Source organism: Pseudomonas pharyngis (assembly GCF_021602345.1).
Taxonomy (GTDB): domain Bacteria; phylum Pseudomonadota; class Gammaproteobacteria; order Pseudomonadales; family Pseudomonadaceae; genus Aquipseudomonas; species Aquipseudomonas pharyngis.
This window is the reverse complement of the sequence record NZ_BQID01000001.1, coordinates 301,569-326,660: the sequence shown is the minus strand read 5'-3', so window position 1 is coordinate 326,660 and position 25,092 is coordinate 301,569. Positions and strand designations below refer to the sequence as shown.

Here is a 25,092-nt window from a genome sequence, read left to right as displayed (position 1 = left end):
GCCGTCCTTGAAAAGTCCGGAATGCCTTACTTCGTCTCCGCCGGCCACGGACAGTAGCAACCAACCGCCAACGTATGAGTCGCATTGACCGGGCGATCATCACTCAACGCTTGCAGGATCGGTTCGATAAAACTGTTGCTGGAGTTGCACGTCAGGCCTTCGCTGTACGGGCCGAAGTACGCCAGTCTGCCGCTGCGGTCCCAGATCGCCACGGCCGGGCTGGCGGGAATCTGTTCGGAGCCGGGCAGCACCGCGATGGTTTTAAGATTGCTCAGGGTGGCGGGCAACTGGCCGTGGCTGCCGGCCTTCTGCACCGCGAAGAATTCCACGCCCCTGGGGCCGAACTGTTCGACCATCTCGGTCAGGTGCTGTTGGTTGCCGACGTTGCATGGGCAGGCCGGATCCCAGAAGTGCACAAGACGGATGTTGCCGGGGCCGGCGAGGTCGGCGGGCAGGCGCAGCGGATCGCCGGAAAATACCGCGGTGTGTTCGCTGAAGGCGCGCAGGTAGCGGCCCTGAAACCAGTCGTACGCGGCCCACAGTACGCCGGCACACACGATGGCGAGCAGGCTGGCAAACAGTGCGGTGCGGTAGGGCGAACGCATGGTTTTGATTCCTCGAAGGCCGGCTAGCTTGCCATGCTTGCCGCGACAGATGAATATCGCAGGCCGATAAAGTCCGTTTACCGTTCTGGAATTGCCCATGTCTGTTGCTTTCGATCCCGATCATCTGCGTGCGAGCCTCAAGCCTCTGGCCGAGTGGCAGCCGTTGTCCGAGGAGGCGAAGGCGTATCAGCGGTTCTACAAGACCGACTTTCCGGAACGTGATGTCTGGCGCGGCATGGGCCGGTTCGACATCGATGGCTATCAGCTGGTCAGCCATTGCTGGTGGCCGGCGGAAACGGCCAGGGCCACGCTGTTTCTGGTGCACGGTTTTTATGATCACACCGGCCTGTACCGGCATGTGATCGAGTGGGCGCTGGATCAGGGTTTTGCGGTGATTGCCTGCGATCTGCCGGGGCATGGTCTGTCCAGCGGCGAGCGGGCGAGCATCCGCGACTTCTCCGAATATCAGGATGCACTGCAAGGCCTGTTCGCCGAAGCGCGCTCGATTGCCCTGCCGCAGCCGTGGCACCTGTGCGGGCAAAGTACCGGCGGGGCGATCATTGTCGATCACGTGCTCAATCATGGTGAAAACAGCCCGGCGCAGGGGCAGTTGATTCTGCTGGCGCCGCTGGTGCGTCCGCGTGCCTGGGGCTGGTCGCAGTTCAGTTATTACCTGCTCAGGCCTTTTGTCAGGGGTATCGCCCGGCGTTTCAGCGAGAACTCCAATGACCCGGATTTCCTGCCGTTTCTGCAGGCCGATCCGTTGCAGCCAAAACGCTTGCCGACCGCGTGGGTCGGGGCATTGTCACGCTGGATCAACCGGGTGGAATACGCGAAGAAAAGTCCGCGCCGGCCGCTGATCGTTCAGGGCCAGGCGGATATGACCGTGGACTGGCAGCACAACCTGCAGGTGTTGAAGTGGAAGTTCGACCGGCCACAGATTCTGTTGCTGGCCGAGGCGCGGCATCACCTGGCCAATGAGACGGCGGAAATGCGCGAGGAGTATTTCGAGTTCTTGAGCAAGCGGATCAATGGGCGGAATCACTCGTGATCCTGAAGGCCCCTTCGCGAGCAAGCCCGCTCCCACATTTAACCGTGCTCATCCAGCATCAACTCGGTCGAATGTGGGAGCGGGCTTGCTCGCGAAGGCGGTCTGTCAGGTCGTAAAGATCACTGGGTGAGATTCGAGGTGCTCTGGCCGACGGCCAGCCCGGCGCGGATCGCGGCCAGCGCGGCCTGATAGTAAGCCTTGCCTTCGGTGGATTCGGCAAAGGTCGCGAACTCTTCCAGCTCTTCATCCGACAGGTCGCGATAGACGTACAGCAGCGTGTTGTTCAGGTCGGCGCCGATCTGATCCATCAGGCGCTGGCGTTGACCGTTCAACATGCCCTGGGCCTGACCGCCGCCGAGCAGGCCGGGGATCATCGAGCTCAGGCTGTCCGCCGCCACGCCGGCAATCGCCAGGCTGACTTCGGCACCGGCTTCACGGGCGGGCAGGGCCTGGGCGAGGTGGCCGATGATCAGCAGGCGGCTGTCGCTGGCCGGCATCTTCGGCAGGCCCTTGGCGTTTTTTGCCAATTGATCGCGGCGGGTCGCCAGCAGTTCGGCGGCGACGATCTTCTTGCCCAGCGGTGACTGAAAGAACGACAGGGCCGGTTGCGGATCGGCGAGGTTCTTGCGCAGTTGCGCTTCGGCGCGTTGATCCACGGCCTGGGGGGCGAAGCGCTGGTTGCTGTTGTTCACCAGCGCCTGAAACACCGCCGGCGGCAGGCTGTTCTGGTAACGCTGCTGCGCGGCACTCAGGGCGTCGTTGAAATGCGCGCGTTGTTCTGGCCAGCCGGCGACCTTGTACAACTGGTCGTAGCCGTCCGCCCAGGCGGGCAAAACGCAGAACATCAACAGTGAAAAAAGCAAACGGCGCATAAGGACTCCTGTCGGCAGCCGACTATTCTCCGTGCGGTGCCAGTACTTGTCGAGAATTCGTATCAAGCCGCCGCGTGGCTCTGTCGGATTTCTTGCCGCAGGCATACTATGCGCGCCATGCAAATATCCTCTGATCACCCGCTGCTGTTACGTATCGTCGACGACCTGGCCGAGCGCGGCTGGTCGCAGCAGAACATTTTCCTGCCTGCGGATTTGACCCGCGCACTGGCGGCCGAGTGCCGCAAACGTGACGCCGAAGGTGAACTGGCGCCGGCGGGGGTCGGACGTGGCCCGTTTTCGGAGATCCGCGAGGGGATTCGTGGCGACCATATCCAATGGATCGACCCCGGTCAGGCCGAGGCCAGTGACCGTTACCTGAACCTGATGGACAGCTTGCGTGAAGCGCTCAACCGGGGCCTGTTCCTCGGGCTGGAAGACTTCGAGTGCCACTTCGCCCTGTACCCGCCGGGTGCTTTCTATCGCAAGCATGTCGACCGTTTCCGCGACGATGACCGGCGCATGGTCTCGGCGGTGATCTACCTCAATGACGGTTGGCTGCCGGAGGATGGCGGGCAACTGCGTATGTACCTGGAGAATGACCGCGTTCATGACGTACAGCCTACGGGCGGTTGTCTGGTGGTGTTTCTCTCCGGCGAAGTCCCTCACGAAGTATTGCCAGCCAGCCGCGAGCGGCTGTCGCTGACAGGCTGGTTCCGCCGTCGTGGCAACGAGCCGTTCTGAGATGCACAGGATTCTTGTGAGTCGCTGCCTGCTGGGCCATCGCGTGCGTTATGACGGAGGGGCCAGCGGGCCGTTCGATCTGCTCGAGCAGTGGATTGCCGAAGGACGTGTAGTGCCGCTGTGCCCGGAAGTCGCCGGTGGTCTGCCGACGCCACGCGCGGCGGCGGAGATTCCGGGCGGGCAGGGCCGCGAAGTGCTGGACGGGCTCGCCTCGGTGATCACCACCGAGGGCGAAGATGTCAGCGCACAGTTTCTCGACGGTGCGCACCAGGCGTTGGCGCTGGTGCAACAGCACGGGATTCGGGTGGCAGTGCTCAAGGCCAACAGTCCTTCGTGCGGGAATCTGTTGACCTATGACGGTACGTTCAGTGGGGTGAAGGTCAGCGGCGAGGGGGTTACTGCTGCTTTGCTGAAGCGCCATGGGGTGCAGGTCTTCAGCGAACTCGAACTGCCGCAAGCCGCACAGGCCCTCAGCTTGCTCGACTAGCCACGCTCACTTCAGTTTTCCGTAGTCTGCACACTCAACCACTTCTGCGACAACGCCTCCAGCCGCCCATCCGCCCTGATCCGCTGCAAGGCATTCTCCAGACTCGCGTGAAACGCCGGGTTGCCCTTCTGAAACGGAATCGCCAGATCTACCGGCGGACCGACCTTCGGTTTCTCTTCTGTCAGCGTCTGCACCAGTACCATCGGCCGAGGCTGCTCGTCCTTTTTCGCCAGCAATTGTGCATTGACCTGCGTGTAAGGTTCGCTGACGTCGAAACGATCCTTGAGCTCGGATGTCAGTGCTATGTGGTTGAGCGCGACGTCGTACTTGCCGCTTTCGACGCCCTGGAGCAGATCAGCCTCGTCGGTGACGATGAAGTCGGCGCGCACATCCAGTTCGTTGGCCAGCAGTTGCCCAAGCTCGACCTCGAACCCCGTGAGCGTGTCGCCGTCCTTGAAATTGAAGGGCGGTGTATTAGCCTCAAGGGCTATGCGCAACTCGCCACGGTCGTAGACGTCATCAATCAGTTCGGCGTGAGCCAGAGGGCTCAGAAGGGGAAGCAGGCAGATCAGGCCAGGCAGAAAACGCATGGTCACTCCTTTGAAATCGATATCGGCCTGTTTTCCAGGCTCGCTTTGCTATGGTTGTCGAGTGCCTTCGACAACGAATGGTCATGAAGTTGTCATGACCGTGCGGATTTTACGGAAAAACTGGAGAAGAAAATGAAAAGCTTTATGTCACGTGCAGCGTTGGCCGGTGTGCTGATGGGTGTTTCGGTACTGGCCAGTGCGGCCACACCGGCACCGAAAGGCGCCGAAGTGTTCATCGTTTCTCCCGAGGACGGAGCCACGGTTCCGCAGACCTTCACGGTCAAGTTCGGTGTAAAGGACATCGCGCTGGCACCGGCCGGTGACGTCACCAAGAACACCGGTCATCACCATCTGCTGATCGATGCCAAGGAAATCGTCCCGGCCGGTTCCGTGGTGCCGACCGACGCCAACCACATGCACTTCGGCAAGGCGCAGACCCAGGCCGACATCAAACTCGCGCCGGGCAAGCACACCCTGCAACTGGAGCTGGGTGACAGCGGCCACATGGCGTTCGATCCGCCGATCGTGTCGAAGAAGATCACCGTCAACGTCGAATGACGTTGTCGCGAGCATGAAAAAGGGAGCCCCGAGGGCTCCCTTTTTTGTCGCTCAACGCTTGATCAGAACAACACACGGCTACGGATGGTACCGTTGACGTGTTGCAGCTTCTCTTGCGCCAGCTCCGAGTACTCGGCGTCGACGTCGATTACCACGTAGCCGACCTTCTCGTTGGTCTGCAGGAACTGACCGGAGATGTTGATGCCGTTTTCGGCGAAGACCTTGTTGATCTCGCTCATCACACCCGGGATGTTCTCGTGGATGTGCAGCAGGCGGTGCTTGCCAGGGTGAGCCGGCAGGGCCACTTCCGGGAAGTTCACGGACGATACCGAAGTACCGTTGTCGCTGTACTTGACCAGTTTTTCTGCCACTTCCAGACCGATGTTGGCCTGTGCTTCAGCGGTGGAACCGCCGATGTGCGGGGTCAGGATTACGTTGTCCAGGCCACGCAGCGGGCTTTCGAACTCTTCGTCGTTGGAACGCGGCTCGACCGGGAACACGTCGATGGCGGCGCCGATCAGGTGCTTGTCCTTGATCGCAGCGGCCAGGTGATCCAGCTCGACCACGGTGCCGCGTGCAGCGTTGATCAGGATGCCGCCCTTCTTGATGGCGCGGATTTCCTTCTCGCCGATCATCCACTGGGTCGCAGCGGTTTCCGGAACGTGCAGGGTGACGATGTCGGACATGCCCAGCAGCTCGTGCAGGTTGCCGACCTGGGTCGCGTTGCCCAGTGGCAGCTTGGTCACGGTGTCGTAGAAGAACACCTGCATGCCCAGACCTTCAGCCAGGACCGACAGCTGAGTACCGATCGAGCCGTAGCCGACGATGCCCAGTTTCTTGCCACGGATCTCGAAGGAGTTGGCTGCGGACTTGATCCAGCCGCCACGGTGGCAGGACGCGTTTTTCTCAGGGATGCCGCGCAGCAGCAGGATCGCTTCGGCCAGCACCAGCTCGGCAACGGAGCGGGTGTTGGAGTACGGCGCGTTGAACACGGCGATGCCGCGTTCGCGGGCCGCTTCCAGGTCAACCTGGTTGGTGCCGATGCAGAAACAGCCGACCGCGACCAGTTTCTTCGCGTGATCGAAGATCTCTTCGGTCAGTTGGGTGCGCGAACGAATGCCGATGAAGTGAGCGTCAGCGATCTTTTCCTTGAGCTGGGCTTCCGGCAGGGAGCCTGTCAGGTATTCGATGCTGGTGTAGCCCGCCGCCTTGAGGACGTCGACAGCCGATTGGTGGACGCCTTCGAGAAGAAGGAACTTGATCTTGCTCTTATCGAGAGAAGTCTTGCTCATCTGCGTAAACCTGTATCCCGGAGAAAAATGGCAGGAAATGGTCAACAGACATTGACCTGGACGACAAGAAAGCCGTCACCGCAGAGCCGGCCTTGGGCACTGGCCTGCGGGGTCGGTATGCTAGCATAGCCACCCCGCTAAACACTCATTCCTGCGACGTGAAGCGTTCTCAGGATGACCATGAATTGTTCGAGAGTTCCGTCGATGACCAATCCTGCCCTGATTGATGAACTGAAGAACCTGGTCGAGCCTGGCAAAGTCCTGACCGATGCCGACTCCTTGAACGCTTACGGCAAGGACTGGACCAAACACTTCGCCCCGGCGCCCAGCGCCATCGTGTTTCCCAAGACCATCGAGCAGGTGCAGGCCGTCGTCCGCTGGGCCAACGAACACAAAGTGGCGCTGGTGCCGTCGGGCGGGCGCACGGGGCTCTCCGCCGCAGCCGTGGCGGCCAATGGCGAAGTGGTCGTGTCGTTCGACTACATGAATCAGATTCTCGACATCAACCTGACCGACCGCACCGCCGTCTGTCAGCCGGGCGTGGTCACCGAGCAATTGCAGAACGCGGCCGAAGAACATGATCTGTACTACCCGGTGGATTTCGCTTCCGCCGGTTCCAGCCAGATTGGCGGCAATATCGGCACCAATGCCGGCGGAATCAAGGTCATTCGCTACGGCATGACCCGCAACTGGGTGGCGGGCATGAAAGTCGTGACCGGCAAGGGCGATGTGCTGGAACTGAACAAGGATCTGATCAAGAACGCCACCGGTTACGACCTGCGGCAGCTGTTCATCGGCGCCGAAGGTACTCTCGGTTTTGTGGTCGAGGCCACCATGCGCCTGGATCGCGCGCCGAAAAACCTGACCGCGATGGTCCTCGGCACCGCCGATTTCGACTCGATCATGCCGGTACTGCACGCGTTCCAGGGCCGACTCGACCTGACCGCGTTCGAATTCTTCTCTGACAAGGCCCTGGCCAAGGTCATGGGACGGGGCGATGTCCCGGCGCCGTTCGAAACCGACTGCCCGTTCTATGCCTTGCTGGAATTCGAGGCGACCACCGAAGAAGTGGCCAACACCGCCCTGGAAACCTTCGAGCATTGCGTGGAGCAGGGCTGGGTGCTGGACGGCGTGATGAGCCAGAGCGAAACCCAGTTGCAGAACCTGTGGAAGCTGCGCGAGTACATCTCTGAAACCATCTCCCACTGGACGCCGTACAAGAACGACATCTCGGTCACCGTCTCGAAAGTCCCGGCGTTTTTGCAGGAAATCGATGCGATCGTCGGCGAACACTACCCGGACTTCGAAATCGTCTGGTTCGGTCACATCGGCGACGGCAACCTGCACCTGAACATCCTCAAACCGGACAACCTGAGCAAGGACGAGTTTTTCGCCAAGTGCGCCACCGTCAACAAGTGGGTGTTCGAAACCGTCGAGAAGTACAACGGTTCGATTTCCGCCGAACACGGGGTGGGCATGACCAAGCGCGACTACTTGACCTACAGCCGCTCGCCGGTGGAAATCGAATACATGAAAGCGGTCAAGGCGGTGTTCGACCCGAACGGCATCATGAACCCGGGCAAGATTTTCGCGGTTTGATTGGCAATCCCTGATGAATCAATAAAGGCAGGAGTCGGTAATGAGCTATCAGCACCAGTATGTCGACGGTACGCGGATTCATTTTCCGCTGGGGAAAGTGGTGTGCATCGGCCGTAACTACGCCGAACACGCCAAGGAACTGGACAACCCGGTGCCTACCGAGCCGTTGCTGTTCATCAAGCCGGGCAGTTGCGTAGTGCCGCTGGAAGGCGGTTTCAGCATTCCGACCGAGCGTGGCTCGGTGCATTACGAGGCGGAAATCGCCGTGTTGATTGGCAAGCCGCTGTCGACCAAACCGAGCCGCGAAGAAGTGCTGGACGCGATCTCCGGTTTCGCCCCGGCGCTGGACCTGACCCTGCGCGACAAGCAGGCCGAGCTCAAGTCCAAGGGCCTGCCGTGGGAAATCGCCAAGTCGTTCGACGGCGCGGCGGTGATTGCACCGTTCGTGGTCGGCAGCACTTTCGCCGATCTGACCGACATCGGCATTCGCCTGACCATCAACGGCGAAGTGCGCCAGGACGGCAACAGCAGCGCGATGCTCAACCCGATCGTGCCGATGATCCAGCACATGGCCGGCTGCTTCTCGCTGCAGGCCGGTGACGTGATCCTGACCGGCACGCCGGTGGGCGTCGGCCCGCTGAATGTCGGTGATGAGATCGTGCTGGAACTGCCGGGCGCCAGTCGCTTCACCAGCAGCGTTCGCTGACTGCAACACTGAAATGCCTATGTGGGAGCCAGCCTGCTGGCGATGACAGACTGTCAGTTGATGTTTCATTCGACTGATACACCGCCATCGCCAGCAGGCTGGCTCCCACATTTGTTTTTATGTTGCAGCTCGCAAACACATAAGGCATTCCGGCCATTTGCCGTTTTTTTCACATTCTGTCCGGATAATTCCGGTCATTCTGGCGTCTGAGCCGGCCTCTTTGTGCTATTACCCGTAGCCTGAATTTTCGGAACGCGTCCTTTGATGTCATCTCAAACTCAGCTCAAACCCGCCCGCCGTTCACGCTTCGCCCTGCGCTGGTATTCCTGGTTGTTGCTGGCAGCCGCCGCTGTGTACGGGCTGGCGTTTGCCATGCATTGGGATGACCGGGGTGTGCTGTGGGTGCTGGAACGCTTCGAAAGCACGTCCGAGAAACAGGAAAGCGTCTGGCTCCCGGACTACCGGGTGGTCATCGACGCCAAACTGCTGCCGGGGATGGAAAAGGACGAGGCTTCGGACCTGTCCTATAACCCGCAGACCAAAACCCTGTTTTCGGTGATGGGCAAGAATCCGTTTCTGGTCGAGCTGACCCTGCAGGGCGACGTGTTGCGCAAGATGCCCCTGGTGGGCTGGAGCAATCCGGAAGGCCTGACGGTGATGGAAAACGGCTTGATGGCGATTGTCGATGAGCGCGAGCACCTGCTCTCCATCGTCAAGGTCGATGCCGACACCCGCGAACTGAAGCGCGACGATTTCCCGAAATACGATCTCGGCCCCTCGAAAGACCAGAACAAGGCCTTCGAAGCCATCACCTGGGACGCCCGCAACCAGCAACTGCTGCTGGGCGAAGAGCGTCCACCCGCGCTGTTCACCTGGAAAAGCGACGGCAGCCAGAAGCTAATGGGTGACAAGCAGAAACTCGACAGCGACGAACTCGATATTCGTAACCTGTCGGCCCTGGCGATCGATCCTCGCACCGGTCACACCCTCGTTCTGTCCGCTGATTCGCACCTGTTGCTGGAGCTGGACGAGAAGGGCGAACAAGTCAGCTTCATGACCCTGCTCGGCGGTTTCAACGGTTTGAAGAAAACCATTCCCCGCGCCGAGGGCGTGACCATGGACGAGGCGGGCTCGCTGTACATGGTCAGCGAGCCGAACCTGTTCTACCGCTTCGAAAAGCAGAAGTAATCTCTCCTACAGCGATTGCAGACCTGTGGAGTTGTGGCCTGAGGCAAGTGGCCATTAAGCTTCAGTTCAGACAGGCGTGATATTTCATCCGCCTGTTTTGACTCCGAGCCTGCCCGAATGCGTCGACTTGCCCGCCCCAAGCCTCTGTTCATCATCCTGTCGATGATTGCCCTGATCGCATTGATTGCGATCGGCCAATACATGCGCCTGTTCGAGCGTGCCTGGTTCAACCTGCATACGCTCTGGCAGCCGATGAGCAGCCAGTCCATCGGGCTGGATCAATATCGGGCAGAGATTGAAGCGAAAGTCATCGATGGGCTGAACGACGACGTGTCCGCGCTGACCTACGATCCGGTGCGCAAGAGCCTGTTCACCGTGACCAACAAGAATGCCGAACTGATCGAGCTGTCGCTGGACGGCACGATCCTGCGCCGTGTCGCCTTGATCGGCTTCGGCGATCCGGAGGCGGTGGAGTTCATCAGCGCCGACACCTATGTGATCACCGACGAGCGCCAGCAGCGCCTGATCAAGATCCATCTGGAGCACGACACCACGTTCCTTGATGCGGCGGACGCCGAGCAAATGACCCTCGGTGTGCACATGAGCGGCAACAAGGGGTTTGAAGGCCTGGCGTACGACTCGGTGGGCAAGCGCCTGTTCGTGGCCAAGGAGCGGGACCCGATGCTGATCTATGAAGTGCACGGTTTCCCGCACTTCAATCCGGAAAAATCCTACGCAGTACACGTGATCAACAATCCCAAGCGCGATGCCGGGATGTTCGTGCGCGATCTGTCGAGCCTGCAATACGACGAGCGCAGCGGTCATTTACTGGCGCTGTCCGACGAGTCGCGACTGATTCTGGAACTGGATGTGGACGGGCGCCCGTTGAGCACCATGTCGTTGAGCGGTGGCCGGCAGGGTCTGAAGAAAACCGTGCCGCAGGCGGAAGGTATCGCGATGGATGACGATGGGGCGTTGTATCTGGTGAGCGAGCCGAATCTGTTTTATGTCTTCAGGAAGCCTGCGCAGAACTAACCAGCACCATCTAACAATGTGGGAGCTAGCAAACTGGCTCCCACAGTTTTTTCATCTGCCCACCAAAATACGGGCAGTTTCGGCTTACTCAGCCTTCAGTGTTTTCACACCTTCGGAAGTACCCAGCAACAGCAGGTCCGCCGGACGCGCCGCGAACAGGCCGTTGGTGACCACGCCGACGATCGCATTGATCTGCGCTTCCAGCTCCACCGGATTGGTGATCTGCAGATTGTGCACGTCGAGGATGATGTTGCCGTTGTCGGTCAGCACGCCTTCGCGGTAGACCGGGTCGCCGCCCAGTTTCACCAGTTGGCGGGCCACGTGGCTGCGGGCCATGGGGATCACTTCCACCGGCAGCGGGAACGCGCCCAGCACCGGCACCAGTTTGCTGGCGTCGGCGATGCAGATGAAGGTCTGGGCCACGGCCGCGACGATCTTCTCGCGGGTCAGGGCTGCGCCGCCGCCCTTGATCAGGTTCAAGTGTTCGTCGCTTTCATCGGCGCCGTCGACGTAGAACTCCAGGTTGCTCACGGTGTTCAGCTCGTACACCGGAATCCCGTGGCCCTTGAGGCGCGCGGCGGTGGCTTCGGAGCTCGCGACCGCGCCGTCGAACGCGCCCTTGTGCTGGGCCAGGGCGTCGATGAAGCAGTTGGCGGTGGAGCCGGTGCCGACGCCGACGATGCTCTTGTCGTCGAGTTTCGGAAGGATGAAGTCGACGGCAGCCTGGGCCACGGCTTGTTTGAGTTGATCCTGGGTCATGCGGGCTCCGGAAGCGGGCAAGGTAAGAACGGAAAGGCCGGCATTATAGCCTCAAGCCGGGCTAAAACCTCGGGATTCGTGTGGTCGTGCGCCCGAAAGCCGGGTTAGACTCGTTGGCCCTGCCCAACCCGCTCAGTGATGCTTTCCGATGCTCGAACAGTACGTCAAGAAGATCCTCACCTCGCGCGTTTATGACGTTGCCGTAGAAACCCCGCTGCAGAACGCCCGCCAGCTCTCCGAGCGGCTGGGCAACGACATCTGGCTCAAGCGCGAAGACTTGCAGCCGGTGTTCTCGTTCAAGATTCGCGGTGCCTACAACAAGCTGACCCAGTTGAGCGACGAAGAGCGCGCTCGCGGCGTGGTCACCGCGTCGGCGGGCAACCATGCACAGGGCCTGGCCCTGGCGGCGAAAGTGTTGGGCGTGAAAGCGACCATCGTGATGCCCAAGACCACCCCGGAGATCAAGGTCGAAGGCGTGCGCTCGCGCGGTGGCAAAGTGGTGCTGCACGGCGATTCCTTCCCGGAAGCGCTGGCCTACTCGCTGAAGCTGGTCGACGAAAAAGGCTACGTCTACATCCACCCGTACGACGATCCGCACACCATTGCCGGGCAGGGCACCGTGGCGATGGAAATTCTGCGCCAGCACCCGCAGCCGCTGGATGCGATTTTCGTTCCGGTGGGCGGCGGCGGTCTGATCGCCGGCATCGCGGCCTACGTGAAATACCTGCGTCCGGACATCAAGGTCATCGGCGTCGAGCCCGACGACTCCAACTGCCTGCAAGCGGCGATGGCGGCAGGCGAACGCGTGGTGCTGCCGACTGTAGGCATCTTCGCCGACGGCGTGGCGGTGGCGCAGATCGGCCAGCACACCTTCGACATCTGCAAGGATTACGTCGACGAAGTGATCACCGTCAGCACCGACGAAATCTGCGCGGCGATCAAGGACATCTACGACGATACCCGTTCGATCACCGAACCGGCCGGTGCCCTGGGCGTGGCCGGGATCAAGAAGTATGTCGAGCAGCGCGGCGTCAGCGGCCAGACCTTCGTGGCCATCGACTCCGGGGCCAACGTCAACTTCGACCGCTTGCGCCACGTCGCCGAGCGCGCCGAGCTGGGTGAAGGCCGCGAAGCGATCATCGCTGTGACCATCCCCGAGAAGGCCGGCAGCTTCAAGGCCTTCTGCGAGGCCATCGGCAAGCGCCAGATCACCGAATTCAACTACCGCTATAACAATGGCAGCGAAGCGCACATCTTCGTTGGCGTGCAGACCCACCCGGACAACGACCCGCGCAGTGCTTTGCTGGCGAGCCTGACCGAACAGGGTTTCCCGGTGCTTGACCTGACCGACAACGAACTGGCCAAACTGCACATCCGCCACATGGTCGGCGGTCGCGCCGCGCACGTGGTCGATGAAGTGGTGCTGCGCTTCGAGTTCCCGGAGCGTCCGGGCGCGCTGTTCAACTTCCTCAACAAGCTCGGCGGTCGCTGGAACATCTCGATGTTCCACTACCGCAACCACGGCGCAGCAGACGGACGAGTAGTGGCGGGCCTGCAAGTGCCCCACGACGAACGTCATCTGGTGCCGGCCGCCCTTGAGGAAATCGGCTACCCGTACTGGGACGAAAGCGACAACCCGGCCTATCAGCTGTTTCTTGGCTGAACGGCTACGCTGATGGGTATGGCCCAAGGAAAGAGAAATTCATGGAAACCCTGACCACCCTGAAAGTCCTTCACGTCGCGGCGACCGTGGTAATCCTGGCGAGCGGGCTCGGGCTCGCCGCTGCTTCCTGGCGTAATCGCAGCGAAGGGCCGGCCAGCACGATGCAGCGACCCTGGCTGTTCGTCTGGTGTCTGATGCTGATCGGCGTGCTCAGCATGCCTTTCACCGGCTGGTGGCTGGTGCACCTGGTTGGCTGGCCACTAGGGCAGTTCTGGATTCTGGGGTCCAGCGTGATCTATGCCGTGGCCACCTTTAGTGCGGTCTGGCTGCTTGTTCGGCTTAATCGGCTGTGGACAAGCGGGGTCGGCAACCGGAAATTCAATCTGGCGCTGGCGATTGTCAGCGGCGTCGGATTTCTGGCCATTGCGGCGTTGATGGGGGCCAAGCCGGTTTGAGGCTTGGCACCGTGTCGACCCGTTCGCGAGCAGGCTCGCTCCCACATTGATCTGATGCGTTCACAAATTCCTTGTGGGAGCTGGCCTTGCCAGCGATGGCGATATCAGCCGCGCAGACTGATGACGGGCCAGCCACGTTTCTCGGCTTCGGCCCGCAGGTTCGGATCCGGGTCGACTGCCACCGGATTCGCCACCTGCTCCAGCAGCGGCAAGTCGTTCATCGAGTCGCTGTAGAAGTAGCTGCCTTCCAGCGAATATCCGGTTTCTTCCAGCCAGCGGTTCAGGCGCGTCACCTTGCCTTCGCGGAAGCACGGCACGTCGGTGCTGCGTCCGGTGTAGCGACCGTCCTGCATCTCGCACTCGGTGGCGATCAGGGTTTCGACGCCCAGGCGCACGGCGATCGGCGCGGTGACAAAGCGGTTGGTGGCGGTGATGATCACCAGTTTGTCGCCGGCATCGCGGTGCTTTTTCAGCAGATCGAGCGCCTTGGGCAGGACGATCGGCTCGATGCAGTCGCGCATGTAATCGCTGTGCCACTGCTCAAGCACGGCCATCTCGGTGCGGCCGAGGATTTCCAGGCAGAAGTTCAGGTAAGCGGCGTTATCCAGTTTGCCGGCCAGGTAATCCTGATAGAACTCGTCGTTGCGCGCCTTGTAGGCGATCGGGTCGAGGAAGCCGCGTTCGCACAGATAATCGCCCCAGGCGTGATCGCTGTCGCCGCCCAGAAGGGTGTTGTCCAAATCGAATAAAGCCAGGCGCATTGCAGTTACCCGCTGAAAAGTCAGTAAAAAGGCCACAAGAATACGGTCTTTTCACAAGAGTGCACATAAGCTCGGAACCTTCGTTGCCGCCTTCACAACCTTTGTGGAACAATGCGGCGACATGCGTTTGCGAGGTTGTTGCCGTGATCGACCCCGATGGTTTCCGCCCTAATGTCGGGATCATTCTGACGAATGACGCCGGCCAGGTGCTATGGGCTCGCCGTATCAATCAGGATGCCTGGCAGTTTCCGCAAGGGGGAATCAACCCCGAGGAGACGCCCGAAGACGCCTTGTACCGCGAGCTGAACGAAGAAGTTGGCCTGGAACGCGAAGATGTTGAAATTCTCGCCTGTACCCGGGGCTGGTTGCGCTATCGTTTGCCGCAACGTCTGGTGCGAACCCACAGCCAACCGCTGTGCATCGGCCAGAAACAGAAATGGTTTCTCCTGCGCCTGATCTCCAACGAGCAGCGGGTGCGGATGGATTTGACCGGTAAACCGGAGTTCGATGGCTGGCGCTGGGTCAGTTATTGGTATCCGTTGGGCCAGGTGGTGACATTCAAGCGCGAAGTGTATCGCCGCGCTCTCAAAGAGCTTGCCCCGCGCCTTTTAGCGCGCGACTGACGACGGAGTTCGACCCCGAGCCATGCTCAATACGCTGCGCAAGATCGTCCAGGAAGTTAACTCCGCCAAGGATCTCAAGGCGGCGTTGGGGATTATTGTGTTGCGCGTCAAAGAGGCCATGGGCAGCCAGGTCTGCTCGGTCTACCTGCTTGATCCAGAGACCAACCGCTTCGTGCTGATGGCCACCGAGGGCTTGAACAAGCGCTCGATCGGCAAGGTCAGCATGGCACCCAACGAAGGTCTGGTCGGCCTGGTCGGCACGCGTGAAGAACCCCTGAACCTCGAAAACGCCGCGGATCACCCGCGCTACCGCTACTTCGCCGAAACCGGCGAGGAGCGCTACGCCTCGTTCCTCGGGGCGCCGATCATTCACCACCGCCGCGTCGTCGGCGTGTTGGTCATCCAGCAGAAAGAACGCCGCCAGTTCGATGAGGGTGAAGAAGCCTTCCTCGTGACCATGAGCGCGCAGCTCGCCGGCGTAATCGCCCACGCCGAGGCCACCGGCTCGATCCGTGGCCTGGGCCGTCAGGGCAAGGGCATCCAGGAAGCCAAGTTCGTCGGCGTCCCGGGTTCGCCGGGCGCAGCGGTCGGTACCGCGGTGGTCATGCTGCCACCGGCGGATCTGGACGTGGTGCCGGACAAGACCATCACCGACATCGACGCGGAACTGGCGCTGTTCAAGACCGCCATCGAAGGCGTGCGTGCCGACATGCGTGCGTTGTCGGCCAAACTGGCGACCCAGCTGCGGCCGGAAGAGCGCGCGCTGTTCGACGTCTACCTGATGATGCTCGACGATGCCTCGCTGGGCAGCGAAATCACCAACGTGATCAAGACCGGGCAGTGGGCCCAGGGCGCACTGCGCCAGGTCGTCACCGACCACGTCAACCGTTTCGATCTGATGGACGACGAGTACCTGCGGGAGCGGGCGTCGGACGTCAAGGACCTCGGCCGCCGGCTGCTCGCCTATTTGCAGGAGGAGCGTCAGCAGAATCTGGTCTACCCGGAAAAAACCATTCTGGTCAGCGAAGAACTGACGCCGGCGATGCTCGGCGAGGTGCCGGAAGGCACGCTGGTCGGTCTCGTGTCGGTACTCGGTTCGGGCAACTCCCACGTCGCGATCCTGGCCCGGGCCATGGGCATCCCGACAGTAATGGGTCTGGTCGATCTGCCGTACGCCAAGGTCGACGGCATCGAAATGATCGTCGACGGCACACGGGGCGAGGTTTACACCAACCCCAGCGAAGTGCTGCGCAAGCAGTTCACCGAGGTGGTGGAGGAAGAGAAGCAACTGGCGCTGGGGCTCGATACCCTGCGCGACCTTCCGTGCGTGACCCTGGACGGCCACCGCATGCCGCTGTGGGTCAACACCGGCCTGCTGGCGGACGTGGCGCGAGCGCAGAAGCGCGGCGCCGAAGGTGTCGGTCTGTACCGCACCGAAGTGCCGTTCATGATCAACCAGCGCTTCCCGAGCGAGAAGGAACAACTGGCGATCTACCGCGAGCAGCTTGCCGCGTTCCATCCGCAACCGGTGACCATGCGCAGTCTGGACATCGGCGGCGACAAGTCGCTGTCGTACTTCCCGATCAAGGAAGACAACCCGTTCCTCGGCTGGCGCGGGATTCGCGTGACCCTCGACCACCCGGAAATCTTCCTGGTGCAGACCCGCGCGATGCTCAAGGCCAGCGAAGGCCTGAACAACCTGCGGATCCTGCTGCCGATGATCTCCGGCATCCACGAGCTCGAAGAGGCGCTGCACCTGATCCATAGGGCGTGGGGTGAAGTGCGCGACGAAGGCACCGACGTGCCGATGCCGCCGGTGGGCGTGATGATCGAAATTCCTGCGGCGGTTTACCAGACCAAAGAGCTGGCGCGGATGGTGGACTTCCTGTCGGTCGGCTCCAACGACCTGACCCAGTACCTGCTGGCGGTGGACCGCAACAACCCACGGGTGGCCGATCTCTACGACTACCTTCATCCGGCGGTGCTGCAAGCCCTGCAAACCGTGGTGCGCGACGCCCATGCCGAAGGCAAGCCGGTGAGCATCTGCGGCGAGATGGCCGGTGACCCGGCGGCCGCGGTGCTGTTGATGGCGATGGGTTTCGACAGCCTGTCGATGAACGCCACCAACCTGCCGAAGGTGAAGTGGATGCTGCGCCAGATCAACCTGAGCAAGGCCAAGGATCTGCTGGCGGAACTGATGACCATCGACAACCCGCAGGTGATCCACAGCTCGCTGCAATTGGCGCTGAAAAACCTTGGGTTGGCGAAGATGGTCAATCCGGCGGCGGCCAAACCCCTCTAGATTAGTGGCGATCCCGAAAAGCCCCTCACCCTAACCCTCTCCCAAAGGGAGAGGGGACTGATCGCGGGATGCTGCAGATATGCATCGACCTGAACGAGTTGTATTGAATCCATAATCGACTCGATCTTTCAGGTCGATGTAAGGTTCAAGACACCTCGGTCGGCTCCCTCTCCCTCCGGGAGAGGGCTGGGGTGAGGGTAGCTTTTAAATTTTGATCTCCACTTCCCCCAAGTGCCCGCCATACGGCCCGAAACTCCGCTCAACCATCCGCCGCGTCCCGTCCGCCTGCACGATCAACGCCGTACTTGCGCGTGTCCCGTAGCTCTGGCTGGCAATAAACACACTCGACAACAACGACTCGGTCGCCAATCCCACACCGGTATCCGGTAGATCAGCAAACGGTGCCGTTTGCGCATCACTCAATAAAGCCAACAACCGCTCGGGCTGCGGATCATCCAGCACCGCACTCAATGCCGCCTTCGCCTTGAGCAGTTTCGGCCACGGCGTATCCAGCCCAGCGTTGGACAGGCCATAGACGCCGGGCTGCAACATCACCGGTTCCGAAGACCGCGCATTGAAGTGCCACAGCTCGTTGGCATTGCCCAGCAGCAGGTTGAAGCCGGCATAGTCCGGGGAACGGGCGACAACGTCGGACAAATAGTCATCGATCGACAGGTTTCCGGTCAGAAACCCCGCCACCAGCTCGCCCCGAGAACGTCGCGCCGGCGGCTGATGCGGATCGCGAATGTTGGTCAGCGCTGCGAAGCGACCGTTGGCGCCCAGGCCGAGCCAGGTTCCCCCAGCCTCGAGATCGCGACCGGCGTGAACCTGCGGCGACTCGGGCCACTGGGCCAGCGGCAGGCTGGGCCGGGCGTAGAACTCGTCACGGTTGGCCGCGACGATCAGCGGCTGGGCATGCCCCGGCCGCCAGGCGAAAACTATCAGGCACATAAGGTGGTCCTTGTGTGTTTTTTGCCCACTCTACGCAGACATCGTCCGTGCATCCATCGCCAGTGGAGCCGAAGGGTATCCATCCGTTACCATGCCGCTCCGGTTTTGGGGACGCGCCTTGGGAGGCAGCCATGGAATTTCTGCTCTATCTGGCGCTGGGCGCCTGTGCGGGCGTACTGGCCGGGCTGTTCGGGGTGGGCGGCGGGATCATCATCGTCCCGGTGCTGGTGTTCAGTTTCACCTTGCAGGGTTTCGATCCGTCGATCCTGACCCATCTGGCGGTCGGCACGTCCCTGGCGACGATCATCTTCACTTCGGTCAACGCCGTGCGCGAACACCATCGACGCGGCGCCGTGCGCTGGCCGATCTTCCGCTGGATGACCGTGGGCATTCTGCTCGGCGCCGGTTTCGGTGCATTGACCGCCGAAGCGATCTCCGGCCCGAACCTGCAAAAGATCATCGGTGTGTTCGCCCTGGTGATCGCGGCGCAACTGGCGCTGGACGTCAAACCCAAGGCCAGCCGAACGGTGCCGGGTAAACTCGGTCTGACCGTGGCCGGCAGTGTGATCGGCTGGGCATCGGCGATTTTCGGGATTGGCGGCGGCTCGCTGACCGTGCCGTTCCTGACATGGCGCAGCGTGCCGATGCAGCAGGCGGTGGCGACCTCGTCGGCCTGTGGCCTGCCGATCGCCGTCGCCAGTGCCATAAGTTTCATGATTCTGGGCTGGCATGATCCGTTGCTGCCGGCCCATAGTCTCGGTTTTGTGTATTTGCCGGCGCTTTTGGGCATTGCCCTGACCAGCATGGTGTTCGCCCGTCTCGGCGCGCGGCTGGCGCACAGGTTGTCGCCGAAGTTGCTGAAACGGCTGTTCGCGGCTTTGCTGTTTTGCGTGGGCCTGAGCTTTCTGTTCTGAGCCGTCTGTTTTGGCAGGTCGCAATCCTGGCTTAATCCTGAGGTGACAGCGTCGCCCGGGAATTTTTGAAGATTTGAACGCTAACGAGGAGTCGCAATGCTGCCTTACCCGCAGATCGATCCGGTGGCTTTGGCCATCGGTCCGCTGAAAATCCACTGGTACGGCCTGATGTACCTGGTCGGCATCGGCGGCGCGTGGCTGCTGGCATCGCGCCGGCTCAACCGTTTCGACCCGACCTGGACCAAGGAAAAACTGTCCGACCTGGTGTTCTGGCTGTCGATGGGGGTGATTGTCGGCGGGCGTCTGGGTTATGTGCTGTTCTATGACCTGAGCGCTTACCTGGCCAACCCGACTTTGATTTTCGAAGTGTGGAAGGGCGGCATGTCGTTCCACGGCGGTTTCATCGGCGTGATGCTGGCCGCACTGTGGTTCGGCAAGCGTAACGGCAAGTCGTTCTTCCAGCTGATGGACTTCGTCGCGCCGATGGTGCCGATCGGCCTGGGCGCCGGGCGTATCGGCAACTTCATCAACGCCGAGCTGTGGGGCAAGGCCACCGACGTGCCGTGGGCCATGGTGTTCCCGCCGTTCAGCGACCCGGCGCAACTGCCGCGTCACCCGTCGCAGCTGTATCAGTTCGCACTGGAAGGCGTGGCGCTGTTCCTGATCCTCTGGCTGTTCTCGCGTAAACCGCGACCAACCATGGCGGTCTCGGGCATGTTCGCGCTGTTTTATGGCATCTTCCGTTTCATCGTCGAATTCGTCCGCGTGCCGGACGCGCAACTGGGCTATCTGGCCTGGAACTGGCTGACCATGGGTCAGGTGCTCTGCGTACCGATGATCATCGGCGGGCTGTTCCTGATCTGGCTGGCCTACCACCGCGCCCCGGCGGCGCCGGTTGCACCGACAGCTTAAATATTCGAACCCCGGCGACGTTTGCCGGGGCTCAAGGACACAGGTAACTCATGAAGCAATATCTCGATCTGGTGTCGCACGTCATCAACAACGGCACCAAACAGGCCAACCGTACCGGCGTGAACACCATCAGCTTTCCGGGCGCCATGCTGCGCTTCGATCTGCAGGAAGGTTTCCCGGCGATCACCACCCGCAAGATGGCCTTCAAATCGGCCATCGGCGAGATGTGCGGCTTTCTGCGTGGCGTGAACAACGCCGCCGAATTCCGTGCGCTGGGCTGCAAGGTCTGGGATCAGAACGCCAACGAAAACGCTCAGTGGCTGGCCAACCCGTTCCGTCAGGGCGAAGACGACCTCGGCGAAATCTACGGCGTGCAATGGCGCAAATGGCCGGCGTACAAGCAGATACCGCTGAGCAACGCCGCCGCCATCGAACAGACCCTGAGCAACGGCTACAAGCAGATTGCCCAGGGTGAAGAAGACGGCCAGGCTTACGTGGTGCTGTACAAGGCCATCGATCAGGTGCGCCAGTGCGTCGACACGATCATCAAGGACCCGGGCAGCCGCCGTATCCTGTTCCACGGCTGGAACTGCGCCCAGCTCGATGAAATGGCCTTGCCGCCGTGCCATCTGCTGTACCAGTTCCACCCGAATGTCGAGACCAAGGAAATTTCTCTGACCCTCTACATCCGCTCCAACGACCTTGGCCTGGGCACACCGTTCAACCTCACCGAAGGCGCCGCGCTGCTGAGCCTGATCGGTCGCCTGACCGGCTACACGCCGCGCTGGTTCACCTATTTCATCGGTGACGCCCACGTCTACGAAAACCACCTGGACATGCTCAACGAACAGCTCAAGCGCGAGCCGTTCGCCATGCCGAAACTGAAGATTTCGGACCGCGTGCCGGAGTTTGCCAAGACAGGTGTTTATCAGCCGGAGTGGCTGGAGCTGGTGGAGCCGAGCGACTTCTCGCTGGAAGGCTACGAGCACCATGCGCCGATGACCGCGCCGATGGCGGTCTGACAGCCTGCCATCAAACCTGTGGGAGCTGGCTTGCCAGCGATGACGGCAGCACATCCAACATTGATGTGTCTGTAAAACCGCTATCGCTGGCAAGCCAGCTCCCACAATGTTTTGTGGTTTTGTCAGTGTCCGTGGCTGCGGCCCACGTGGGAGTGTTCGACTTCGGTTGCGACCACTCCGCCACTGACTTCCAGCCGCTGCAAAATCCCGCACTGATCCGCCTCCGGCCCTTCGCCACAGCGCTGGCGCAGGTCGAGCAGTTGCGTCTGCAACGCCAGTAACCCATCGATCCGCGCCTTGACGTGCTGGATGTGTTCGTCGATCAGCGCATTCACGCTTTCGCACTGATCCTGCGGGCTGTCGCGCAAGGCGAGCAGGCTGCGGATTTCTTCGAGGGTCATGTCGAGGGTGCGGCAGTTGCGGATGAAGGTCAGGCGCTCGGCGTGGGCCTGGGTGTAGACGCGGTAGTTGCCGTCGCTGCGGGCTGGTTCCGACAGCAGGTTTTCGCGCTCGTAGTAGCGGATGGTTTCCACGGCGCAATCGGTCTGTTTCGCCAGTTCTCCGATCTTCATGGCGGCCATCTCCAAAAGGGTGCTTGACCCTATAGTGGCTACAGGGTCTTTACTTGGCAACAGGCACCTTCATGGACGCGACCAATGAGCGATTCCCTGCACACCCACAAGCCCGGCGACGGGCACGATCACAGTCACAAACTGCAGCCTGTGCATAAACATGCCCACGGCGGCGATTCCTGCTGCGGGTCGAAAACCGTTACGCCTGCGCCGGCTCATTCGAGTGAAGACTCGTGCTGTTCGTCGAAGGTCGCCGCACCTTCGCTTGTTCAACTGAGCGAGGCAAAAAGCGCCGACGCCCGGCTGAGCAGCTTCCGCATCGAGGCGATGGACTGCCCGACCGAACAGACCCTGATCCAGAACAAGCTCGGCAAACTGGCCGGGATCCAGCAGCTGGAATTCAACCTGATCAACCGCGTGCTCGGCGTGACCCACAATCTGCCGGACACCGCGCCGATCATCGACGCGATCAAATCCCTGGGCATGCAGGCCGAGCCGCTGGAGGCGGGCGTTGAAGCGCCGGTTGCAGCGCCGGTGAAAAAACACTGGTGGCCGCTGGCGCTGTCCGGCATCGGCGCGCTGGCCGCTGAAGTGATCCACTTCACCAACGCCGCCCCGAGCTGGGTGGTGGCGATCATCGCGCTGATCTCGATCCTCAGCGGCGGCCTGACCACCTACAAGAAGGGCTGGATCGCACTGAAGAACCGCAACCTCAACATCAATGCACTGATGAGCATCGCCGTGACCGGCGCCGTGTTGATCGGCCAATGGCCGGAAGCGGCGATGGTGATGTTTCTGTTCACCGTGGCCGAGCTGATCGAAGCGCGCTCGCTGGATCGTGCGCGCAACGCCATCAGCGGCCTGATGCAGATGACGCCGGAGCAAGCCACTGTGTTGCAGGCGGACGGCAACTGGGTCGAACTGGATGTCAAAAGCATCGATCTCGGCGCCCGCGTGCGGGTGAAACCCGGCGAGCGCATCGCGATGGACGGTGAAGTCGTCAGCGGCAGTTCGACCATCGATCAGGCGCCGATCACCGGCGAAAGCCTGCCGGTGGAAAAAACCGTCGGCGACAAAGTGTTCGCCGGCACCATCAACCAGGCCGGTTCGCTGGAATATTCGGTGACCGCAGCGGCGAACAATTCCACCCTGGCGCGGATCATCCACGCCGTGGAACAGGCGCAAGGCGCGCGGGCGCCGACCCAGCGCTTCGTCGATCAATTCTCGAAAATCTACACACCGGTGGTCTTCGTTCTGGCGCTGGCCGTGGCGATCATCCCGCCGCTGTTCATGGGCGCCGCGTGGTTCGACTGGATCTACCGCGCGCTGGTGCTGCTGGTCGTCGCGTGCCCGTGCGCATTGGTGATTTCCACCCCGGTGACCATCGTCAGCGGCCTCGCCGCATCGGCGCGCAAAGGCATTCTGGTCAAGGGCGGCGTGTACCTGGAGGGCGGTTTCAAGCTCGACTATCTGGCCCTCGACAAGACCGGCACCCTCACCCACGGCAAACCGGTGCAGACCGATTTCCTGTCCCTCGACCCGACTGCCGACGCCACGGCCCCGGCGATTGCCGCCGCGCTGGCCGGGCGCTCCGATCACCCGGTGTCGCTGGCCATCGCCAATGCGGCTGTGGATAAAGGTTTGGCGGTTCTGCTTGTGGATAACTTCGAAGCGCTGGCCGGCCGTGGGGTAAAGGGCGAGGTCAACGGTCAGGTCTACCACTTGGGCAACCACCGACTGGTTGAAGAACTGGGGCTGTGCTCGCCACAACTGGAAGAAAAGCTGTTCGCGCTGGAGAAACAGGGCAAGTCCGTGGTGCTGCTGCTCGACCGCTCCGGCCCGCTGGCGTTGTTCGCCGTGGCCGACACGGTCAAGGAAACCAGCCGCGAGGCGATCCGCCAACTGCACGAACTGGGCGTGAAAACCCTGATGCTCACCGGCGACAACGTCCACACCGCCCAGGCGATTGCGGCGCAGGTCGGGATCGACCAGGCCAAGGGCGACTTGCTGCCCACCGATAAACTGCAAGCCATCGAAGACCTGTACGCGCAGGGCCATCGGGTCGGCATGGTCGGCGACGGTATCAACGACGCGCCTGCACTGGCGCGGGCGGAGATCGGTTTTGCGATGGCGGCGGCAGGCACCGACACGGCGATCGAAACCGCCGATGTCGCCCTGATGGACGACGATCTGCGCAAGATTCCGGCGTTCATCAGCCTGTCGCGCCATACCGCCGCTATCCTCAAACAGAACATCGCGCTGGCGCTGGTGATCAAGGCGATCTTTCTTGGGGTAACCTTCGCCGGGCTTGCCACCATGTGGATGGCGGTGTTTGCCGACATGGGCGTGAGCCTGCTGGTGGTGTTCAACGGTTTGCGCCTGCTGCGCAAATAGAGGAAGAGGGACGGTTGTGCTGAGTGCCGAGCTGAAGGCTTTTTACATGGTGGCCCGCCTGGGCAGCATCACGCTGGCGGCGAAAAAGCTCGGCCTCAGCCAACCGACCGTGACTACCCAGATCCGCAATCTGGAAAGCCAGTATTCGGTGGAGCTGTTCTACCGTGGCGGCCGGCGCCTCAGTGTCAGCGACGAAGGCGCGCGGCTTTTGCCGATGGTCAAAGCCTTGTTGCAGCAGGAAGCCGATATCGAGTTCTTCCTGCGCAACAGCGGCCAGGTCCAGGGCACGCTGCGCATCGCCGCCACCGCGCCGTATTACATCCTCGATCTGGTGAAGACCTTCCGCGAGCGCCTGCCGCAGGTGGAAGTGTCGGTGGAAATCGGCAACTCGCAGCAGGTGCTCGAAGCGCTGGAGGATTACCGGGTGGATGTCGCGGCATCCTCGCAGTTGCTCGACGATGCGCGGCTGATCCGTCGGGTGTTGGGCAGCGACCCGCTGGTGCTGGCGGTGCATCGCAATCATCCGCTGGCGGCGCATGACCATGTGACGCTGAGCGCACTGGCCGGGCATACCCTGTTGATGCGTGAGCCGGGCTCGACCACCCGTCGCCTGACCGAAGAATTGCTGGCCAGTGCCGGCGTCAGTTTCGGCCCGCTGCTGGAGATCGGCAGCCGTGAGTCGATCCGCGAAGCGGTGCTGCGCAACATCGGCATCAGCATCATCGCCCGCCAGGAAGTGCCGCACGATCCGCAGTTAAGGGTGCTGACCCTCGAAAATGCGCCGCAGATTCCCGAATACCTCTACTGCCTCAAGGAACGCAAGAACGCCCGGTTGCCGGCGGCGTTTCTCGGACTGGCGCAGGAAATGTCCCCGGCCTGAGATGTTTCAGCGCCTGTGCCGGCCTCTTCGCGAGCAAGCCCGCTCCCACATCGGATCTGTGTTGTGAACACTATCCCCTGTGGGAGCGGGCTTGCTCGCGAAGGCGTCGGACTAGGTAACGCAGGACTTGAGAACTGAACCAAAATCCCTGAATACCACT

Annotated in this window: 25 protein-coding genes; 17 read left to right on the top strand and 8 right to left on the bottom strand. The window is 61.5% G+C overall.

Annotation, left to right across the window (positions count from 1 at the left end; genetic code table 11):
• Window positions 1-26 precede the first annotated feature (26 nt).
• Window positions 27-605, bottom strand: coding sequence for a DUF6436 domain-containing protein (locus tag L6D74_RS01495; protein WP_236187530.1), 579 nt, complete (start codon window positions 603-605; stop codon window positions 27-29).
• A gap of 97 nt (window positions 606-702) precedes the next feature.
• Between L6D74_RS01495 and bipL the strand changes: the two genes are divergently transcribed.
• Window positions 703-1,656, top strand: a complete 954-nt coding sequence (gene bipL / locus L6D74_RS01490; RefSeq protein ID WP_236187529.1) for a phospholipase BipL — start codon at window positions 703-705, stop codon at window positions 1,654-1,656.
• 119 nt (window positions 1,657-1,775) lie between these two features.
• Here the strand turns inward: bipL and L6D74_RS01485 are convergent, their stop codons facing one another.
• A complete protein-coding gene (locus tag L6D74_RS01485) occupies window positions 1,776-2,528 on the bottom strand; it encodes a DUF2059 domain-containing protein (RefSeq protein WP_236187528.1) in 753 nt (250 codons plus the stop codon).
• Window positions 2,529-2,636: 108 nt separating this feature from the next.
• On the opposite strand from L6D74_RS01485, the gene L6D74_RS01480 reads away from it, so the two are divergent.
• Window positions 2,637-3,269, top strand: a complete 633-nt coding sequence (locus tag L6D74_RS01480; RefSeq protein WP_007953495.1) for a 2OG-Fe(II) oxygenase — start codon at window positions 2,637-2,639, stop codon at window positions 3,267-3,269.
• A gap of 1 nt (window position 3,270) precedes the next feature.
• The gene (locus tag L6D74_RS01475) at window positions 3,271-3,756 is read left to right on the top strand and encodes a 2-thiouracil desulfurase family protein (RefSeq protein WP_085647004.1); all 486 of its coding nucleotides are present in this window, start codon (window positions 3,271-3,273) and stop codon (window positions 3,754-3,756) included.
• Between the two features lie 11 nt (window positions 3,757-3,767).
• On the opposite strand, the gene L6D74_RS01470 is transcribed toward L6D74_RS01475, so the two are convergent.
• Window positions 3,768-4,346 (bottom strand): transporter substrate-binding domain-containing protein, encoded by a 579-nt coding sequence (locus tag L6D74_RS01470; protein ID WP_236187527.1) that lies wholly within the window; start codon window positions 4,344-4,346, stop codon window positions 3,768-3,770.
• Window positions 4,347-4,478: 132 nt separating this feature from the next.
• On the opposite strand from L6D74_RS01470, the gene L6D74_RS01465 reads away from it, so the two are divergent.
• Window positions 4,479-4,904 carry a DUF4399 domain-containing protein gene (locus L6D74_RS01465; RefSeq protein WP_007953489.1) on the top strand — a complete coding sequence of 142 codons (426 nt, stop codon included), beginning with the start codon at window positions 4,479-4,481 and terminating at the stop codon, window positions 4,902-4,904.
• A 62-nt stretch (window positions 4,905-4,966) separates the two neighbouring features.
• Here L6D74_RS01465 and serA read toward each other — a convergent pair whose 3' ends face one another.
• The gene (serA, locus tag L6D74_RS01460) at window positions 4,967-6,196 is read right to left on the bottom strand and encodes a phosphoglycerate dehydrogenase (RefSeq protein ID WP_007953487.1); all 1,230 of its coding nucleotides are present in this window, start codon (window positions 6,194-6,196) and stop codon (window positions 4,967-4,969) included.
• Between the two features lie 204 nt (window positions 6,197-6,400).
• On the opposite strand from serA, the gene L6D74_RS01455 reads away from it, so the two are divergent.
• The 4 genes from L6D74_RS01455 (at window position 6,401) to L6D74_RS01440 (ending at window position 10,724) form a co-directional block, all read left to right on the top strand.
• Entirely contained in the window at window positions 6,401-7,795 is a 1,395-nt protein-coding gene (locus L6D74_RS01455; protein WP_236187526.1) for an FAD-binding oxidoreductase, read from the top strand.
• A 40-nt stretch (window positions 7,796-7,835) separates the two neighbouring features.
• On the top strand, window positions 7,836-8,501 hold the full coding sequence (locus tag L6D74_RS01450; RefSeq protein ID WP_007953483.1) for a fumarylacetoacetate hydrolase family protein: 666 nt from the start codon (window positions 7,836-7,838) through the stop codon (window positions 8,499-8,501).
• 264 nt (window positions 8,502-8,765) lie between these two features.
• Window positions 8,766-9,689: an SdiA-regulated domain-containing protein gene (locus L6D74_RS01445; RefSeq protein ID WP_236187525.1), complete on the top strand. Its 924-nt coding sequence runs from the start codon at window positions 8,766-8,768 to the stop codon at window positions 9,687-9,689.
• 117 nt (window positions 9,690-9,806) lie between these two features.
• A complete protein-coding gene (locus L6D74_RS01440; RefSeq protein WP_236187524.1) occupies window positions 9,807-10,724 on the top strand; it encodes an SdiA-regulated domain-containing protein in 918 nt (305 codons plus the stop codon).
• 84 nt (window positions 10,725-10,808) lie between these two features.
• Here L6D74_RS01440 and rpiA read toward each other — a convergent pair whose 3' ends face one another.
• The gene (gene rpiA / locus L6D74_RS01435) at window positions 10,809-11,483 is read right to left on the bottom strand and encodes a ribose-5-phosphate isomerase RpiA (RefSeq protein ID WP_007953476.1); all 675 of its coding nucleotides are present in this window, start codon (window positions 11,481-11,483) and stop codon (window positions 10,809-10,811) included.
• A gap of 148 nt (window positions 11,484-11,631) precedes the next feature.
• On the opposite strand from rpiA, the gene ilvA reads away from it, so the two are divergent.
• Together ilvA and L6D74_RS01425 are read left to right on the top strand one after the other, a co-directional pair.
• Window positions 11,632-13,146 carry a threonine ammonia-lyase, biosynthetic gene (ilvA, locus tag L6D74_RS01430; RefSeq protein WP_011336426.1) on the top strand — a complete coding sequence of 505 codons (1,515 nt, stop codon included), beginning with the start codon at window positions 11,632-11,634 and terminating at the stop codon, window positions 13,144-13,146.
• A 41-nt stretch (window positions 13,147-13,187) separates the two neighbouring features.
• A complete protein-coding gene (locus L6D74_RS01425; protein WP_039767881.1) occupies window positions 13,188-13,601 on the top strand; it encodes a DUF2269 family protein in 414 nt (137 codons plus the stop codon).
• A gap of 104 nt (window positions 13,602-13,705) precedes the next feature.
• On the opposite strand, the gene L6D74_RS01420 is transcribed toward L6D74_RS01425, so the two are convergent.
• Window positions 13,706-14,362: a histidinol-phosphatase gene (locus L6D74_RS01420; protein WP_085612008.1), complete on the bottom strand. Its 657-nt coding sequence runs from the start codon at window positions 14,360-14,362 to the stop codon at window positions 13,706-13,708.
• Between the two features lie 143 nt (window positions 14,363-14,505).
• On the opposite strand from L6D74_RS01420, the gene L6D74_RS01415 reads away from it, so the two are divergent.
• Both L6D74_RS01415 and ptsP read left to right on the top strand, forming a co-directional pair.
• Entirely contained in the window at window positions 14,506-14,985 is a 480-nt protein-coding gene (locus tag L6D74_RS01415; RefSeq protein WP_003229203.1) for an RNA pyrophosphohydrolase, read from the top strand.
• A gap of 22 nt (window positions 14,986-15,007) precedes the next feature.
• Complete coding sequence (gene ptsP / locus L6D74_RS01410) at window positions 15,008-17,287, top strand: phosphoenolpyruvate--protein phosphotransferase (protein ID WP_039767884.1); 2,280 nt, start codon at window positions 15,008-15,010, stop codon at window positions 17,285-17,287.
• Window positions 17,288-17,491: 204 nt separating this feature from the next.
• Here ptsP and L6D74_RS01405 read toward each other — a convergent pair whose 3' ends face one another.
• Window positions 17,492-18,238, bottom strand: coding sequence for an NRDE family protein (locus L6D74_RS01405; protein ID WP_236187523.1), 747 nt, complete (start codon window positions 18,236-18,238; stop codon window positions 17,492-17,494).
• Window positions 18,239-18,369: 131 nt separating this feature from the next.
• Here L6D74_RS01405 and L6D74_RS01400 point away from each other — a divergent pair, with 131 nt between their 5' ends.
• From L6D74_RS01400 to L6D74_RS01390, 3 genes are all read left to right on the top strand, one after another.
• Window positions 18,370-19,152: a sulfite exporter TauE/SafE family protein gene (locus L6D74_RS01400; protein WP_011336421.1), complete on the top strand. Its 783-nt coding sequence runs from the start codon at window positions 18,370-18,372 to the stop codon at window positions 19,150-19,152.
• Between the two features lie 96 nt (window positions 19,153-19,248).
• A complete protein-coding gene (gene lgt, locus L6D74_RS01395) occupies window positions 19,249-20,064 on the top strand; it encodes a prolipoprotein diacylglyceryl transferase (RefSeq protein ID WP_039767887.1) in 816 nt (271 codons plus the stop codon).
• A 50-nt stretch (window positions 20,065-20,114) separates the two neighbouring features.
• The gene (locus L6D74_RS01390) at window positions 20,115-21,086 is read left to right on the top strand and encodes a thymidylate synthase (RefSeq protein WP_064600185.1); all 972 of its coding nucleotides are present in this window, start codon (window positions 20,115-20,117) and stop codon (window positions 21,084-21,086) included.
• Between the two features lie 122 nt (window positions 21,087-21,208).
• On the opposite strand, the gene cadR is transcribed toward L6D74_RS01390, so the two are convergent.
• Window positions 21,209-21,658 carry a Cd(II)/Pb(II)-responsive transcriptional regulator gene (gene cadR / locus L6D74_RS01385; protein WP_236187522.1) on the bottom strand — a complete coding sequence of 150 codons (450 nt, stop codon included), beginning with the start codon at window positions 21,656-21,658 and terminating at the stop codon, window positions 21,209-21,211.
• A gap of 84 nt (window positions 21,659-21,742) precedes the next feature.
• On the opposite strand from cadR, the gene L6D74_RS01380 reads away from it, so the two are divergent.
• On the top strand, window positions 21,743-24,052 hold the full coding sequence (locus L6D74_RS01380; RefSeq protein ID WP_236187521.1) for a heavy metal translocating P-type ATPase: 2,310 nt from the start codon (window positions 21,743-21,745) through the stop codon (window positions 24,050-24,052).
• Window positions 24,053-24,068: 16 nt separating this feature from the next.
• Window positions 24,069-24,932, top strand: coding sequence for a LysR family transcriptional regulator (locus tag L6D74_RS01375; protein WP_064600177.1), 864 nt, complete (start codon window positions 24,069-24,071; stop codon window positions 24,930-24,932).
• Window positions 24,933-25,092 lie beyond the last annotated feature (160 nt).

What these genes read in the sequence shown, in the direction of transcription:
- L6D74_RS01495 (WP_236187530.1), bottom strand. Translation starts at nt 605, where the DNA reads ATGCGTTCGCCCTACCGCACCGCACTGTTTGCCAGCCTGCTCGCCATC.
- bipL (WP_236187529.1), top strand. Translation starts at nt 703, where the DNA reads ATGTCTGTTGCTTTCGATCCCGATCATCTGCGTGCGAGCCTCAAGCCT.
- L6D74_RS01485 (WP_236187528.1), bottom strand. Translation starts at nt 2,528, where the DNA reads ATGCGCCGTTTGCTTTTTTCACTGTTGATGTTCTGCGTTTTGCCCGCC.
- L6D74_RS01480 (WP_007953495.1), top strand. Translation starts at nt 2,637, where the DNA reads ATGCGCGCCATGCAAATATCCTCTGATCACCCGCTGCTGTTACGTATC.
- L6D74_RS01475 (WP_085647004.1), top strand. Translation starts at nt 3,271, where the DNA reads ATGCACAGGATTCTTGTGAGTCGCTGCCTGCTGGGCCATCGCGTGCGT.
- L6D74_RS01470 (WP_236187527.1), bottom strand. Translation starts at nt 4,346, where the DNA reads ATGCGTTTTCTGCCTGGCCTGATCTGCCTGCTTCCCCTTCTGAGCCCT.
- L6D74_RS01465 (WP_007953489.1), top strand. Translation starts at nt 4,479, where the DNA reads ATGAAAAGCTTTATGTCACGTGCAGCGTTGGCCGGTGTGCTGATGGGT.
- serA (WP_007953487.1), bottom strand. Translation starts at nt 6,196, where the DNA reads ATGAGCAAGACTTCTCTCGATAAGAGCAAGATCAAGTTCCTTCTTCTC.
- L6D74_RS01455 (WP_236187526.1), top strand. Translation starts at nt 6,401, where the DNA reads ATGACCAATCCTGCCCTGATTGATGAACTGAAGAACCTGGTCGAGCCT.
- L6D74_RS01450 (WP_007953483.1), top strand. Translation starts at nt 7,836, where the DNA reads ATGAGCTATCAGCACCAGTATGTCGACGGTACGCGGATTCATTTTCCG.
- L6D74_RS01445 (WP_236187525.1), top strand. Translation starts at nt 8,766, where the DNA reads ATGTCATCTCAAACTCAGCTCAAACCCGCCCGCCGTTCACGCTTCGCC.
- L6D74_RS01440 (WP_236187524.1), top strand. Translation starts at nt 9,807, where the DNA reads ATGCGTCGACTTGCCCGCCCCAAGCCTCTGTTCATCATCCTGTCGATG.
- rpiA (WP_007953476.1), bottom strand. Translation starts at nt 11,483, where the DNA reads ATGACCCAGGATCAACTCAAACAAGCCGTGGCCCAGGCTGCCGTCGAC.
- ilvA (WP_011336426.1), top strand. Translation starts at nt 11,632, where the DNA reads ATGCTCGAACAGTACGTCAAGAAGATCCTCACCTCGCGCGTTTATGAC.
- L6D74_RS01425 (WP_039767881.1), top strand. Translation starts at nt 13,188, where the DNA reads ATGGAAACCCTGACCACCCTGAAAGTCCTTCACGTCGCGGCGACCGTG.
- L6D74_RS01420 (WP_085612008.1), bottom strand. Translation starts at nt 14,362, where the DNA reads ATGCGCCTGGCTTTATTCGATTTGGACAACACCCTTCTGGGCGGCGAC.
- ptsP (WP_039767884.1), top strand. Translation starts at nt 15,008, where the DNA reads ATGCTCAATACGCTGCGCAAGATCGTCCAGGAAGTTAACTCCGCCAAG.
- L6D74_RS01405 (WP_236187523.1), bottom strand. Translation starts at nt 18,238, where the DNA reads ATGTGCCTGATAGTTTTCGCCTGGCGGCCGGGGCATGCCCAGCCGCTG.
- L6D74_RS01400 (WP_011336421.1), top strand. Translation starts at nt 18,370, where the DNA reads ATGGAATTTCTGCTCTATCTGGCGCTGGGCGCCTGTGCGGGCGTACTG.
- lgt (WP_039767887.1), top strand. Translation starts at nt 19,249, where the DNA reads ATGCTGCCTTACCCGCAGATCGATCCGGTGGCTTTGGCCATCGGTCCG.
- L6D74_RS01390 (WP_064600185.1), top strand. Translation starts at nt 20,115, where the DNA reads ATGAAGCAATATCTCGATCTGGTGTCGCACGTCATCAACAACGGCACC.
- cadR (WP_236187522.1), bottom strand. Translation starts at nt 21,658, where the DNA reads ATGAAGATCGGAGAACTGGCGAAACAGACCGATTGCGCCGTGGAAACC.
- L6D74_RS01380 (WP_236187521.1), top strand. Translation starts at nt 21,743, where the DNA reads ATGAGCGATTCCCTGCACACCCACAAGCCCGGCGACGGGCACGATCAC.